The 14,042-nt window shown below is 52.0% G+C and carries 12 protein-coding genes; 10 read left to right on the top strand and 2 right to left on the bottom strand.

All coding sequences use genetic code 11. The annotated features are described in order from the left end of the window. The first annotated feature begins 70 nt into the window (after positions 1 to 70). Genes OGV98_RS22325 through OGV98_RS22335 form a run of 3 tightly spaced genes read left to right on the top strand, consistent with a single transcriptional unit; the run spans position 71 to position 3,022 of the window. Positions 71 to 1,048 carry a Bug family tripartite tricarboxylate transporter substrate binding protein gene (locus OGV98_RS22325; RefSeq protein WP_003846007.1) on the top strand — a complete coding sequence of 326 codons (978 nt, stop codon included), beginning with the start codon at positions 71 to 73 and terminating at the stop codon, positions 1,046 to 1,048. A 14-nt stretch (positions 1,049 to 1,062) separates the two neighbouring features. Further along, positions 1,063 to 1,497, top strand: coding sequence for a tripartite tricarboxylate transporter TctB family protein (locus OGV98_RS22330; RefSeq protein WP_008321484.1), 435 nt, complete (start codon positions 1,063 to 1,065; stop codon positions 1,495 to 1,497). A 10-nt stretch (positions 1,498 to 1,507) separates the two neighbouring features. Beyond that, positions 1,508 to 3,022 carry a tripartite tricarboxylate transporter permease gene (locus tag OGV98_RS22335; protein WP_286552175.1) on the top strand — a complete coding sequence of 505 codons (1,515 nt, stop codon included), beginning with the start codon at positions 1,508 to 1,510 and terminating at the stop codon, positions 3,020 to 3,022. Positions 3,023 to 3,092: 70 nt separating this feature from the next. On the opposite strand, the gene OGV98_RS22340 is transcribed toward OGV98_RS22335, so the two are convergent. Beyond that, a complete protein-coding gene (locus OGV98_RS22340; protein ID WP_048231848.1) occupies positions 3,093 to 3,983 on the bottom strand; it encodes a LysR substrate-binding domain-containing protein in 891 nt (296 codons plus the stop codon). 98 nt (positions 3,984 to 4,081) lie between these two features. Between OGV98_RS22340 and OGV98_RS22345 the strand changes: the two genes are divergently transcribed. Then, entirely contained in the window at positions 4,082 to 4,687 is a 606-nt protein-coding gene (locus OGV98_RS22345; RefSeq protein WP_048218472.1) for a short chain dehydrogenase, read from the top strand. Positions 4,688 to 4,739: 52 nt separating this feature from the next. Here the strand turns inward: OGV98_RS22345 and OGV98_RS22350 are convergent, their stop codons facing one another. Continuing rightward, positions 4,740 to 6,914, bottom strand: a complete 2,175-nt coding sequence (locus tag OGV98_RS22350; RefSeq protein ID WP_202581032.1) for an extracellular solute-binding protein — start codon at positions 6,912 to 6,914, stop codon at positions 4,740 to 4,742. A gap of 333 nt (positions 6,915 to 7,247) precedes the next feature. On the opposite strand from OGV98_RS22350, the gene OGV98_RS22355 reads away from it, so the two are divergent. The 6 genes from OGV98_RS22355 to gabD all read left to right on the top strand — a co-directional run bounded on the left by OGV98_RS22355 (position 7,248) and on the right by gabD (position 14,041). After that, a complete protein-coding gene (locus tag OGV98_RS22355; RefSeq protein ID WP_003037212.1) occupies positions 7,248 to 8,072 on the top strand; it encodes an MBL fold metallo-hydrolase in 825 nt (274 codons plus the stop codon). Between the two features lie 11 nt (positions 8,073 to 8,083). Beyond that, entirely contained in the window at positions 8,084 to 9,319 is a 1,236-nt protein-coding gene (locus OGV98_RS22360; RefSeq protein ID WP_003037215.1) for an MFS transporter, read from the top strand. Between the two features lie 31 nt (positions 9,320 to 9,350). Next, a complete protein-coding gene (locus OGV98_RS22365) occupies positions 9,351 to 10,064 on the top strand; it encodes an MgtC/SapB family protein (RefSeq protein ID WP_149911901.1) in 714 nt (237 codons plus the stop codon). Positions 10,065 to 10,303: 239 nt separating this feature from the next. Continuing rightward, a complete protein-coding gene (gene glaH, locus OGV98_RS22370; protein ID WP_202581031.1) occupies positions 10,304 to 11,281 on the top strand; it encodes a glutarate dioxygenase GlaH in 978 nt (325 codons plus the stop codon). Between the two features lie 19 nt (positions 11,282 to 11,300). Continuing rightward, positions 11,301 to 12,569, top strand: a complete 1,269-nt coding sequence (gene lhgD, locus OGV98_RS22375) for an L-2-hydroxyglutarate dehydrogenase (RefSeq protein WP_003846018.1) — start codon at positions 11,301 to 11,303, stop codon at positions 12,567 to 12,569. A 23-nt stretch (positions 12,570 to 12,592) separates the two neighbouring features. Then, the gene (gene gabD / locus OGV98_RS22380) at positions 12,593 to 14,041 is read left to right on the top strand and encodes an NADP-dependent succinate-semialdehyde dehydrogenase (RefSeq protein WP_003846020.1); all 1,449 of its coding nucleotides are present in this window, start codon (positions 12,593 to 12,595) and stop codon (positions 14,039 to 14,041) included. The last annotated feature ends 1 nt before the right edge of the window (position 14,042 follow it).

Consider the following 14,042-nt stretch of genomic DNA (forward strand, 5'->3'; position numbering starts at 1 on the left):
ATCGGCTCACATAATCACAAAAATCTTCTTCCGTACCCGAAAATCCGGTTTTCCGGCGTGAGGATAAACAATGAAAAAACAGTTACTTCGTACCCTTACTGCAAGCATTTTACTGATGAGTACCTCTGTACTGGCCGAACAAGCGCCATCGCGCACTGAATGTATCGCCCCTGCTAAACCCGGCGGTGGTTTCGATCTCACCTGTAAGTTGATTCAGGTGAGCATGATGGAAACCGGTGCTATCGAAAAACCGATGCGCGTAACTTATATGCCTGGCGGCGTTGGGGCCGTGGCCTATAACGCTATCGTCGCTCAACGCCCGGCTGAAGCGGGAACCGTGGTGGCCTTCTCCGGCGGCTCCCTGCTGAACCTGTCTCAGGGCAAGTTTGGTCGCTACGGTGTGGATGATGTCCGCTGGCTGGCAAGTGTCGGCACCGACTACGGCATGATTGCCGTACGTCAGGATGCGCCATGGAAGACGCTGAAAGATCTGCTTACGGCAATGGAGAAAGACCCTAACAGCGTGGTCATTGGCGCAGGTGCTTCTATCGGTAGCCAGGACTGGATGAAGTCGGCGCTGCTGGCGCAAAAAGCCAATGTCGATCCGCACAAGATGCGCTATGTGGCTTTTGAAGGCGGTGGCGAACCGGTTACCGCATTGATGGGAAATCACGTACAGGTGGTTTCCGGCGATCTCAGTGAGATGGTGCCCTACCTCAGCGGCGACAAAATCCGCGTGCTCGCGGTGTTCTCCGATCAACGCCTACCGGGCCAGTTAGCCAACGTGCCAACCGCCAAAGAGCAGGGTTATGACCTCGTGTGGCCTATCATTCGTGGCTTCTACGTTGGGCCAAAAGTCAGCGACGCCGAGTATCAGTGGTGGGTTGATGCCTTTAACAAACTCCAGCAGACCGATGAGTTTAAAAAACAACGCGATCTGCGCGGTCTGTTTGAGTTCAACATGAGCGGCAAACAGCTCGACGACTACGTGAAAAAACAGGTTACGGATTATCGTGAGCAGGCGAAAGCCTTCGGTCTGGCGAAGTAAACGCAGAGGCAAAGATGATGAGTGATCGTATTTTTGCAGGTATCTGGCTGTTGCTCTGCATAGCCGGGCTGTTCGTGGCCTGGCAAATCAGCAGCGAATACAGCTATGAACCCGTAGGGCCGCGTCCCTTCCCGCTGGGCATTATCAGTCTGATGTTGGTATGCGCCGTGGCGCTGCTGTTGCGCCATCCGGATACCATCAGTTGGCCCCGTCGCCACGTGCTGCAAAAGCTGCTGACGATGGTAATTGTTCTGTTGATGTACGCCTGGGGTTTTGAGTGGCTCGGTTTTCCCATCGCCACCGCCATTCTCACCGTGGTGATTGGCATGCTGTTCGGCGCAACCATCCCGGCTGCGGGTATTTCCGGCGCAGTGCTCGGCATTCTGCTGTGGTATGCCTTTGACCGACTGCTTGACGTCACCTTACCACTCGGCGCCTGGCTGGGTTAACGGAGAAACGATGGATACCTGGATTTATCTTTCTCAGGGTTTCGCGGTGGCAATGACGCCGGAAAACCTGGTCATCGCCTTGATAGGCTGTTTTGTAGGCACCATTGTGGGTTTGCTGCCTGGCCTTGGGCCAATCAACGGCGTGGCGATCCTGCTGCCGCTGGCCTTTGCTTTGCATCTGCCCGCAGAATCCGCGCTGATCCTGCTGGCTACGGTTTACATTGGCTGTGAATATGGCGGGCGCATCTCCTCCATCCTGCTGAATGTTCCCGGCGATGCGGCGGCGATTATGACCGCGCTGGATGGTTACCCGATGGCGCAGCAAGGACGCGGCGGCGTGGCACTCTCTATCTCGGCGGTCAGCTCTTTCTTTGGTTCGCTTATCGCCATTGGCGGCATCATTCTGTTCGCCCCAGCGTTAGCCCAATGGTCGCTGGCCTTCGGTCCGGCAGAATACTTTGCCTTAATGGTTTTCGCCATTGCCTGTCTCGGCAGCATGATGGCGCAAAATCCGCTGAAATCATTTCTGGCAGCGCTTATCGGTCTCGGACTTGCGACCGTCGGCGTAGACGCCAACACCGGGGTTTATCGCTTTACTTTTGACAGTGTCCATCTCTCCGACGGTGTGCAGTTTATCGTAGTGGTGATTGGGCTGTTCTCTGTCTCTGAAATACTGTTAATGCTGGAACATACCAGCAGTGGCCAGACGCTGGTGCGTAAAACGGGCCGCATGTTGTTCAACGCCAAAGAAGGCGCACAGTGCGTAGGGGCCACCCTGCGTTCATCAGTGATTGGCTTTTTCGTCGGCGTTCTGCCTGGCGCTGGCGCCACCATTGCCAGTGCCATCACCTACATGACCGAGAAAAAGCTCAGCGGCAACAGCGACAGCTTTGGCAAGGGGGATATTCGTGGCGTAGCAGCACCAGAAGCCGCCAACAACGCCTCGGCCTGCGGCTCTTTCATCCCGATGCTGACGCTCGGCGTGCCGGGCTCCGGTACCACGGCGGTGATGATGGGCGCGCTGACGCTGTACAACATCACCCCGGGGCCGGCGATGTTCACTGAACAGCCGGATATCGTCTGGGGGCTGATTGCAGCGCTGCTGATCGCTAACGTAATGCTGCTGGTGATGAACATTCCACTGATCGGTCTGTTTACCCGCATGGTGACCATTCCGCTGTGGTTTTTGGTACCCGCTATTGCGGCAGTCTCCGCGGTAGGTGTGTACGCTGTCCACAGCACTACCTTCGATTTGGTGTTGATGGTCGCCCTCGGCGTGCTGGGCTACATTTTGCGTAAAATGCACTTCCCAATGTCGCCATTGATTCTGGGCTTCGTTCTCGGGGAAATGCTGGAGCAGAACCTGCGCCGGGCGTTGTCTATCAGTAACGGGAGTATGGATATTCTGTGGGCCAGCGGCGTGGCGAAAGTGCTGCTGGTGATGGCGGTACTGGTTATCGTGGTCCCGCCGGTGCTGCGCATGATCCGTAAACGCAACAGCAAACCGCAGGTGGATATCGGTTAGTAACGCGCCTTGTCCGGCCTACGATTAATCGCCACTGTAGGCCGGATAAGCGCAGCGCCATCCGGCATTTTCATCTTAATTCCTGAACTGCACTAAGAACGTGCTCAACAAACCGTGTCAGCTTGGGCAACGGACGCAAATCCTGTCGCCACAGCAAATGAATCGGCCGCGGCTGTGGCGTAAATCCTTCCAGAATACGAACCAACTTGCCAGTAGCCAGCTCTTCTGCCAACAGCACCTCCGGTTGCAATAACAGCCCAGCCCCCGCTACCGCCGCCATACGCAGGCCATGACCATCGTTACAGCGCAGGATTGCATCGCGTTTCCATCTGACTTCCCCCGTCACGCCAGGCAGTATCCACTCGTTGCGAGCCGTCCACACGGTATGGGACAGACACAGATGATCCACCAGATCCGCGGGCGACCGGGGGGTGCCATGGCGGGCAAGATATTCTGGCGAAGCACAAATTGCCATACGGTAGGGACACAGGTATTTCGCCACCACGTCAGTCTGATGGATATCGCCAATGCGGATCGCCAGATCGACACCTTCATTAACCAGATCAACCATCCGGTTGGTTAGATCCAGTTCAATGCGCACCTCTGGCCAGGTCTGTAAAAACGCAGCGGCCAGTGGCGAGATCACGCAAGCGCCAAAAGACGTGGGCGCGCTTATGCGCAGCGTCCCTGCTGGTGCCAGCCGCAGACGCTCTACCGAACGTTCGGCTATCGATACCTGCTCCAGCACGCGACGGGCTTCTTCAAAATAGACGCGTCCGGCATCGGTCAGACTCTGGCGACGCGTATTGCGCTCCAGCAAACGCGTGCCGAGCTGCGCTTCCAGTTGGGCGATATATTTTCCCACCATCACCGCAGACATCTCGAGCCTCGTCGCCGCAGAAGTAAAGCTCCCGCTCTCCACCACGGCGACAAACGTTTCCATGCCGCGTAACTTATCCATATTGCAAACCCCTGGTTAGTAATCATCTAACTTTTAGCCAGTTTATCCGATTTCATTTTCATTAAAGAATAGCGGCTCACACTATTGCGGAGGTGGTTATGAAAATCGTCATTATTGGTGCCAGTGGTACAGTGGGTCGCGCAGTCACAGAAACGTTAAGCCGTAAACATGAGGTGATCCGCGTAGGTCGCACGCAGGGGGATTACCAGGTCGATATCACCTCGCAGGAGAGTGTCGAGGCATTGTTCGAAAAAGTCGGTCGGGTAGATGCGATCGTTTCCGCCACCGGCAATCTGTTCTTTGGACCGCTGTCGACAATGACCGACCAGGACTTTAATCAGGGGCTTCAGGATAAACTGTTAGGCCAGATACGTCTGGCCTTAACCGGGCAGCATTTCCTCAATGATGGCGGTTCGATAACGTTAATTAGCGGCATTATCGCCCACGAGCCCATCGCACAAGGCGCAAATGCGGCAACGATCAATGCCGGTCTGGAAGGATTTGTGCGCGCCGCTGCCTGTGAGCTAAAGCGTGGTCAGCGTATTAACCTGATAAGTCCGACCGTACTGAGTGAATCCGCCGAAGCCTTTGACGGGTTCTTCCCCGGCTTTGAAAGCGTCCCCGCCGTCACGGTCGCCAACGCCTATCGCCGCAGCGTCGAAGGCATCCAGAGCGGGCGCATTTATAAAGTGGGTTACTGTTAACCGTTTTTTCTCGCCTCTTACGTCATCAGTAAGAGGCGAGGAGTCGCATATTTCAGGCACCCGTTTCGTTTCTGATCCGCGCATTGATGTATTCCACGGCCTGCGTGACGTCCATAATGCCGTTAATCGCATTCGTCACGCCTTGCCCGATAATAATCTCTGCCTGTCGCAGGTTAAAAGGCTCACCTTTACTTCCCTGAGACTCCCGTATTCCCGTCATGCCTTTTTCATTCAGTAAATTAAACCACGGGTAGAGATTGAGAACATTTTGATCGTGACATATTCCAGACCAGGCGCTGTTGCCCCCCAATAGAACCAGATGGCGCGAAATTTCATCGGAATAAAGCCAATGAAAAAACTGCTCAACCTGTTTTTTCTTCTTACTGTAGCGAGACATTCCAATAGAGCCACCGCCCAATTGTGGAAGCTGCCCCGGAACGGGAGCATAGCCAATCGTGGGGGCGATAGTCGTATGCGCAACATCGTTAAACAAATTGAGATACATAATCAGCATGGCGAGATTTCCACGCTCAAACTGTTTAACCGCATCACTCCACCACTCGCCAGGGAGATTCACGGCGATAGAAAGCTGGTGCAGATATTCTTCGAGTGCAGCGGCAGCAAGCGAAGCATCAAGTTGTACCGGCTCGCCCTCACGCACCAATCGTCCCCCTAACGCGTAGTAACGCAGCAAGTACTCAGTGGCGATAAGTCCTGAGCTGCCCAACGTCACCGCCGTTCCCATCGGACGCTGTCTGTTTTCTGGCTGATGCAATTGACTAAAGAAAGCGGCAATTTCATCAAATTGTGCGAAATTCTCTGGTAGCGTTAACTCTTTGCCTGTTGATTCATAAAACATCCGTTTAATCGTCGCATCTTCAAACAGATCTCGTCGATAAAACAGAAGCTGCATACTGGCATCAAAGGGAATTGCCCATGCAGTCCCATTCACCTGGCTGAAGTGCTGCTGAATTTGCTCAGAGAAGTTATCCAGCAATAACGGGAGCTGGGGGGAGACCGACTCCAGCGGCAATAATGCTTTTTCTGCAAACCAGGGAAAACATGCCATATCGATTCGCAGTAAATCGTAATAAGGGTGCAGGTGAAGATGAGAGAGAATTTCAAAAACCTCATCATACGGATAAACCGCAAGATTAACCTTAATACCGGTCTGGCGATAAAAGTGAGGTAACAGTTTCTTCAGCGCATCGGTCGAAGGGCTGGGCAAAATTAACATATTCAGCGTCGCCTCCGTCTCATGAGGCGGAGCGTATTGTCCATTCCAGGAAAAACCGCAATTCGTCAGAATACGGTGCTTCTCTTTACTTTTGGGTTGGCGAATACATGAAGCAATAGTTGTCCCCAGGCGGGCATAATCCATCTGATAGCTGGTGATTCCATCAAAAGATGCAGGAAGATTATCACTCAGTTGTACTATCGGCGGGCAGGACTGAGAACTCCCAAACCAGGACGCTTGCGTCAACGCACGCGTCTTCTCACTGTCCTGAACAATAAACAGATCGGGTATCGCCCCCCGGAAAAAGTCAAACGCGACGGTGTTAACTTCACTGGCATGCGCAGGTATAACCGTAAGCTTTGTGTGCGGACTTAACTCCCGGCATACCTTCTGTATCGCTTGAGTAAAGTGTGCGCTGTGGGCAAATTCCAGCGGTTCGCAGAAAACACCAATATGACCCGGCTGCTGCGCCAGTGCCCTTCTTGCGGTTTCTTCCCCTGCGGTCACATAGTCAAGGCTAATATAACAAACTGCACCGGCTGGCTGGCGATACGCAAAAAGCACATTCTCCGGGGAGAGCCTGAGCATATCGTAATAGGGCTGGCTGTTGTCCAGGCAACTCACGGTGACAACAGCCTGGTAAGACTTTGCCGCCAGTGTTTGCAAAATATCCAGTTCCAGATTGGGCAAATCATTAGTCAGGTAAAGATCAACCGGTTCGCTGAGTGAAGGTTGCCAGGCCTGGTGTAATCCCCGATAAAGTTGATAGTAACGTTCCGCATTGATGTCCGGCAGAATCAAGGCCACTCCCTGACTTTTGCTGGCTCTCAATGATTGCGCCTGCGCATTCAACTGATAGCCAACTTCTCGGGCCGCACGTTGAACCGCTTCAATCTTCTCAACGCTTACATTTCCTCTGCCATTGAGCACATTCGAGACAGTCCCATGCGACACACCGGCAATTCTTGCTATGTCTTTGATAGTTGGCATTTTTACATCCTTCCCCTGATGTTTTGATGCTAGCACGGCGCTCATCAGGAAACTATCTCCTGCAAGATAATTTGAACGTTACAATATTAAAAAGTACATTTTATCAACACACTCTGATAACTATCTCTCAACCCCACATAGCAAGAAAAATGAACTAAAAATTTCAACACCATGAAATATAAAAATAAATTATTAAATTCTTGAAGAGGATCACTTATGCAACAAAAGATCGTTGTTGCCTTGAAGCTGCAGGATAATAATTGACACGTTCCAATTACGTTTCATTACATTTTCGTTCAAAAAACAACACTCTGTTTTGATCAAGAGGGAAACATGAATATTCATTTTCTGGGAACCGCAGCATCCGAAGGGATACCCAATCCTTTTTGCCGTTGTGAGCACTGTCAGCAAGCCCGTATTCGCAAAGGCAAAGATATACGCACGCACTCCTCAGCGATCATCGACGATGAACTGTTGATTGATGTCGCGCCTGAATTCAGCCAGCAACTGCTGCGAGATGGCCTGGACGCAACAGAGATCAAATCGCTGCTGTTCACGCATACACATCCCGATCATTTCAACGTCGGCGATCTTTTTAGCCGAATGGAAGGGTACGGATTTGAGATTACTCATCCGTTGCACATTTTTGGTAATGACCGTGCGATTAACGGCGCGGCACAAGTATTACCAGGCTACAGCGCAGAAAGATTTGCTTTTCATTGCCTGGTTCCCTTCGTAACCGTTGAAACCCGCGGATACCGAATCACTCCACTGCTGGCGAACCATGCCAAATGGGAGCTTTGTTATACCTGGTTTATCGAAAAAGATGGTCAGTCAATTTTCTATGGACATGATTCGGGCTGGTTCCCTGAACTCACCTGGCAATGGTTAAAAGGGAAAAAGATCGATTTAACGGTGCTGGAATGTACCTACGGTTTTAATGGTGATAACCGTACAAATAACCACATGAGTCTGGAAACCGTTTTCGCCGCCAGAGACAGGCTTGCAGAACTGGGCTGCCTTGAGAAAAATAGCCAACTCATCGTCTCGCATGTCTCACACAGCGGCGGTCTACTGCACGACGATCTCGTGGCGGCGTGCGACAAAGAGAACATTCTTGTCGCCTGGGATGGGCTTAACCTGAGCATCAACCAATAAGGATATGCAATATGGACCTTAATAAAACACCACGCCTGCTGGTTATGATGTTCATACAATATTTCATGCAGGGCGCCTGGAATATGACCATGGGACTGGTATTAAGTACCTATGGTATGGCGACCATTATTGGCTCATCTTATGCTTTGCTTGGTCTGGCGACCATTCTTTCGCCACTCTTTATTGGCATGGTAGCCGACCGTTTCTTTTCGTCACAAAAAGTCATGGCGATCCTGCATTTAATTAATGCTGGCGTACTGTTGTTTGTTCCACAATTTATTGAGGCACAAAACACGGGCATGACGTTGACCATGATCTTCCTGGTCGGTCTGCTTTTTTATCCAACAACTGCGCTGGCTAACAGCATCAGTTTCAGCCACATTAACGGGGTGAAATACTTCCCCTTTATTCGTGTGTTCGGCACATTTGGCTTTATGGTCATCGGTTTTATTATTGGTGAAATGGGCTATTCTGGAAATACCATCACCTGGTATATTGCGTCAGCCTCCGGTGTCGTGCTCGGCCTTTACTGCTTTACGTTGCCAAACACCCCACCGAAAGCAAAAGGAAGCGTATTTACACTCCGCGATCTGTTATGTCTGGACGCTCTGGCACTCTTCAAGGACCGCAGTTTCTCGGTTTTGATGCTCAGTATTTTTGTCCTGATGATCCCCAAAACAGCTTATTCCGCCTATATCCCGGTCTTTTTAAAAGCGCTTGGATTCGATAACGCCGCGTCAATGATGCAGGTCGGCATCGCCTGTGAAGTCATTTTTATGTTCCTGCTCTCGTTTTTCTTACTGAAAGCCGGCTTCAAAATTACTCTCATGTTGGGCGCCGTTTGCTGGATCATCCGCACACTGTTGTTTGCTCATGCATCACTGGATGCCAACATGATGTTTGTGCTGATCGGTCTGATGTTGCAGGGATTCTGCTGGGACTTTTTCTTTACCGTGGGCGACATTTATGTTGACCGTAAAGCCGCGCCAGAGATTAAAGCACAAGCCCAAAGCTTGCGATTTATCGTCTCCAACGGCGTCGGTTTGCTATTTGCCTCTACCGTATGCGGTCAAATCTTCAACAGCACCGTGACGGAACAAGGCCCACAGGCGTTACCGCAATGGGAAACATTCTGGCTAGTTTCCGCAGGCGTTGCCGCAGTGGTCAGCGTATTCTTCCTGATATTCTTCCGGGACGATATTTCAAAACGCAAAGCAGACCTCCCATTGAAAAAAGCAAACTCCTGATCGTTAAAGACTCTTTCATTAAGGTAATTGCATGAATAATCTGGCCGCCATCATCAATGAGCAAGGATTGTTGCCTTTAACTACGATCATCAAAATCAGCATTGCATTTATTCTGGGTGGCATTATAGGCCTGGAAAGAGAATCAAAAGGGAAACCGGTTGGCTTCAAAACTTGCGTTATTTTATCCGTAGCCAGCTGTGTGTTAACTGTCGTATCAATACAATCTGCAGAATACTATGCTGAAATTTCGATGAACATCCGTAGCGATCCTATGCGTCTGGCGGCTCAGATTATTAGTGGCGTTGGTTTTCTCGGTGCGGGAGTCATTCTGCACCGACACGACGATGCTATTTCTGGTCTCACTACTGCGGCAATTGTCTGGGCATCTGCTGGGGTGGGAATCACCTGTGGGGCCGGTTTTTATTTTCATGCTTTTTTTGCCACGGCTTTATTTTTATTGGCAATTAAATTAAGCCCGTTCATTATTTTCTTACAGACTAAAAACCAGTTCCCCGGAAAAGTAAAAGTCAGGGTTATTCTTGATGAACGCAATGCGCTCGAAAATCTGATAACCCGCATCCATCAACAGAAAAACATTATTGAAAACATAACGATCAGGGATATTAAGAAGGGTAAAATCGAGGTTAATCTCAAAATCGTAATTCGTAAGAAGATGACCTTACCCGACTTGTACCACGATCTCACTCATGTTGAACACGTCTGCGCTATTGCTCTTGAACATTAAGATGCTTTATTTCCCTCATTAAAATCAGGTGGTTACCACCTGATATAACCGCTCTATCCCCGTCTTCGCTTTAAATCCCTATTGTTTGCAATGTTAAATATTTGTTGCTTTTGATCACAAATAATAAACAAACAAGCTCATTATGTGCGCGTTTTTCAAAAATGTAGATATTTTTAATTTATGGCTACGAAACGAGCTGCGCCATATCTCCCTGACAATCTACTGAGAGGAACGATTTGATGAACGCACTGACTGCCGTAAAACCGAACGCTGAAGATCCAGCCCAGCACTACAGCGGTTTCACGCTGAAACCATCAGCCCAGTCCCCACGCCTGCTGGAGCTGACTTTTTCCGCTGAAACCACTGAGCAATTTCTGCAGGCCGTCGCGCAGTGGCCGGTGCAGGCGCTGGAATACAAATCCTTCTTGCGCTTCAAATTGGGCAAGATCCTCGACGACCTGTGCGGCAATCAGTTGCAGCCTCTGCTGCTGAAAACGTTGCTCGATCGTGCCGAAGGCGCACTGCTGATCAATGCCGTTGGCGTGGATGATGTGGCGCAGGCAGAAGAGATGGTCAAGCTGGCGACGGCGGTAGCGCATCTAATCGGACGCTCGAATTTCGATGCGATGAGCGGTCAATATTACGCACGTTTTGTGGTGAAAAACGTCGATAACTCAGACAGCTATCTGCGCCAGCCTCACCGAGTGATGGAATTGCACAACGACGGAACCTATCTCGAAGAAATCACCGATTACGTGCTGATGATGAAGATTGACGAGCAGAACATGACCGGCGGTAACTCGCTGCTGCTGCACCTCGACGACTGGGAACATCTGGATCAGTACTTTACCCATCCGCTGGCGCGTCGCCCTATGCGCTTTGCCGCGCCGCCAAGCAAAAACGTGAGCCAGGAAGTGTTCCATCCGGTATTTGACGTTGACCAGCAGGGTCGTCCGGTGATGCGCTACATCGACCAGTTCGTCCAGCCAAAAGACTATGAAGAAGGCGTCTGGCTGAGTGACCTGTCCGACGCGCTGGAAACCAGCAAAAGTATTATTTCCGTACCGGTTTCAGTGGGTAAATTCCTGCTGATCAACAACCTGTTCTGGCTGCACGGTCGCGATCGTTTCACCTCGCATCCTGACCTGCGCCGCGAACTGATGCGCCAACGTGGTTATTTCGCTTACGCGACAAACCACTACCAGACTCATCAGTAAGCGCGAAGGAAAAAAGCGGATGTATGATTTTGTGATTATTGGCGGCGGCATTATCGGTATGTCGACCGCCATGCAGCTGATTGATGTCTATCCGGACGCCAGAATTGCGCTGTTGGAAAAAGAGTCCGGCCCGGCCTGTCACCAGACGGGCCACAACAGCGGCGTCATTCATGCCGGGGTCTATTACACTCCCGGCAGCCTGAAGGCGCAGTTTTGCCTGGCCGGAAATCGCGCCACAAAAGCCTTTTGCGACCAAAACGGCATCCGCTACGACGTCTGCGGAAAAATGCTGGTTGCCACCTCCCCTCTGGAAATGGAGCGCATGCGCGCGCTATGGGATCGCACCGCCGCTAACGGTTTGGAGCGCGACTGGCTGAATGCGCAGGAGCTTCGAGAGCGTGAACCGAATATCACCGGTCTGGGTGGCATTTTTGTTCCGTCGAGCGGGATCGTCAGCTACCGTGAAGTCACCGCCGCGATGGCGAATATTTTCCAGGCCAAAGGCGGTGAGATTATTTACAACGCCGAGGTCAGCGCGCTGAAAGAGCACGCTACGGGCGTGATTGTCCATACCCGTCAGGGCCAGGAATATGAAGGCGCGACGCTGATTAGTTGTTCTGGCCTGATGGCGGACCGACTGGTGAAAATGCTCGGCGTTGAACCTGGCTTTATCATCTGTCCGTTCCGTGGCGAATATTTCCGCCTGGCGCCAGAACATAATCAGATAGTTAACCATCTGATCTACCCCATCCCCGACCCGGCAATGCCGTTTCTCGGTGTTCATCTGACCCGGATGATTGACGGCAGCGTCACGGTCGGCCCCAACGCGGTGCTGGCATTTAAACGTGAAGGCTACCGTAAGCGTGACTTCTCGCTCAGCGATACGCTGGAGATCCTCGGCTCTTCTGGTATTCGCCGCGTGCTGCAAAACAACCTGCGCTCAGGGCTTGGCGAAATGAAGAATTCGCTGTGCAAAAGCGGTTATCTGCGTCTGGTACAAAAGTACTGTCCGAGCCTGACGCTTAAGGATCTGCAACCATGGCCTGCAGGGGTGCGGGCACAGGCGGTATCACCTGATGGCAAGCTTATCGACGATTTTCTGTTTGTCACCACGCCACGCTCAATTCACACCTGTAACGCGCCTTCTCCGGCGGCAACATCGGCAATCCCTATCGGTGCACATATTGTCAGCAAAGTTCATGCGCTGCTGGAGAACCAGAGTAATCCCGGACGCACGCTGCGTGCGGCACGTAGCGTGGAGACATTACACGCCGCATTTACCCGTTAAACCGATTAAGACAGGAAGCAATCATGCAACTTAACGATCCAACCTTATTTCGCCAGCAGGCATTGATCGACGGCAACTGGCGTGACGCCAACAGCGGCGAGACCATCGCGGTGACCAATCCCGCCAACGGTCAGAAATTGGGTAGCGTACCTAAAATGGGGGCAGATGAAACCCGCGAAGCGATTAACGCCGCTAACCGCGCTCTGCCGGCCTGGCGTGCGCTGACTGCCAAAGAGCGAGCCAATATCCTGCGCCGCTGGTTCAACCTGATGATTGAGCATCAGGACGATCTCGCCCGCCTGATGACCCTGGAACAGGGTAAACCGCTGGCGGAGGCCAAAGGCGAAATCACCTATGCCGCCTCATTTATTGAGTGGTTTGCCGAAGAGGGTAAACGCATCTATGGCGATACGATCCCTGGCCATCAGGCCGATAAGCGTCTGATCGTCATCAAGCAGCCGATCGGCGTTACCGCCGCGATTACGCCGTGGAACTTTCCCTCAGCGATGATCACCCGTAAAGCCGGTCCCGCGCTGGCGGCAGGCTGTACGATGGTGCTTAAACCCGCCAGCCAGACCCCCTACTCCGCACTGGCACTGGCAGAACTGGCTAATCGCGCCGGGATCCCGGCTGGCGTTTTCAGCGTGGTGACCGGTTCTGCGAGCGCGGTCGGTAACGAGCTGACCGGCAACCCGCTGGTGCGCAAACTGTCATTTACCGGCTCAACCGAAATTGGCCGTCAGTTAATGCAGCAGTGCGCCAAAGACATCAAAAAGGTATCGCTGGAACTGGGCGGCAATGCGCCGTTTATCGTCTTTGACGATGCCGATCTTGATAAAGCCGTGGAAGGTGCGCTGGCCTCGAAATTCCGTAACGCCGGGCAAACCTGCGTCTGCGCCAACCGCCTGTACGTGCAGGACGGTGTGTATGAGCGTTTTGCCGAAAAACTTCAGCAGGCTGTGAGCAAACTGCATCTCGGCGATGGTCTGCAACCTGACGTCACTACCGGACCGCTGATCGACGATAAAGCGGTTGCCAAAGTGCAGGAACACATCGCCGATGCGCTGGATAAAGGCGCGCGCATTATCGCGGGCGGTAAACCTCATGCGCTCGGCGGTAACTTCTTCCAGCCCACCATTCTGGTAGATGTGCCTGACAACGCGAAGGTCGCCAAAGAAGAGACGTTCGGACCATTGGCTCCGCTGTTTCGTTTTAAAGACGAAGCCGACGTCATCGCTCAGGCCAACGACACCGAGTTTGGTCTGGCAGCCTATTTCTACGCCCGTGATTTGAGCCGCGTCTTCCGCGTTGGCGAAGCGCTGGAATACGGCATTGTCGGCATTAACACCGGCATTATCTCCAACGAAGTCGCCCCGTTTGGGGGAATCAAAGCCTCCGGTCTTGGCCGTGAAGGATCAAAATACGGCATCGAAGACTACTTAGAAATCAAATATATGTGCATCGGCCTTTAAT

The organism is Citrobacter sp. Cf136, assembly GCF_030333815.1.
GTDB lineage: Bacteria > Pseudomonadota > Gammaproteobacteria > Enterobacterales > Enterobacteriaceae > Citrobacter > Citrobacter freundii.

Bases quoted from the DNA above. Each gene is read 5' to 3' on its own strand.
- OGV98_RS22325 (WP_003846007.1), top strand. From the start codon at position 71: ATGAAAAAACAGTTACTTCGTACCCTTACTGCAAGCATTTTACTGATG.
- OGV98_RS22330 (WP_008321484.1), top strand. From the start codon at position 1,063: ATGATGAGTGATCGTATTTTTGCAGGTATCTGGCTGTTGCTCTGCATA.
- OGV98_RS22335 (WP_286552175.1), top strand. From the start codon at position 1,508: ATGGATACCTGGATTTATCTTTCTCAGGGTTTCGCGGTGGCAATGACG.
- OGV98_RS22340 (WP_048231848.1), bottom strand. From the start codon at position 3,983: ATGGATAAGTTACGCGGCATGGAAACGTTTGTCGCCGTGGTGGAGAGC.
- OGV98_RS22345 (WP_048218472.1), top strand. From the start codon at position 4,082: ATGAAAATCGTCATTATTGGTGCCAGTGGTACAGTGGGTCGCGCAGTC.
- OGV98_RS22350 (WP_202581032.1), bottom strand. From the start codon at position 6,914: ATGCCAACTATCAAAGACATAGCAAGAATTGCCGGTGTGTCGCATGGG.
- OGV98_RS22355 (WP_003037212.1), top strand. From the start codon at position 7,248: ATGAATATTCATTTTCTGGGAACCGCAGCATCCGAAGGGATACCCAAT.
- OGV98_RS22360 (WP_003037215.1), top strand. From the start codon at position 8,084: ATGGACCTTAATAAAACACCACGCCTGCTGGTTATGATGTTCATACAA.
- OGV98_RS22365 (WP_149911901.1), top strand. From the start codon at position 9,351: ATGAATAATCTGGCCGCCATCATCAATGAGCAAGGATTGTTGCCTTTA.
- glaH (WP_202581031.1), top strand. From the start codon at position 10,304: ATGAACGCACTGACTGCCGTAAAACCGAACGCTGAAGATCCAGCCCAG.
- lhgD (WP_003846018.1), top strand. From the start codon at position 11,301: ATGTATGATTTTGTGATTATTGGCGGCGGCATTATCGGTATGTCGACC.
- gabD (WP_003846020.1), top strand. From the start codon at position 12,593: ATGCAACTTAACGATCCAACCTTATTTCGCCAGCAGGCATTGATCGAC.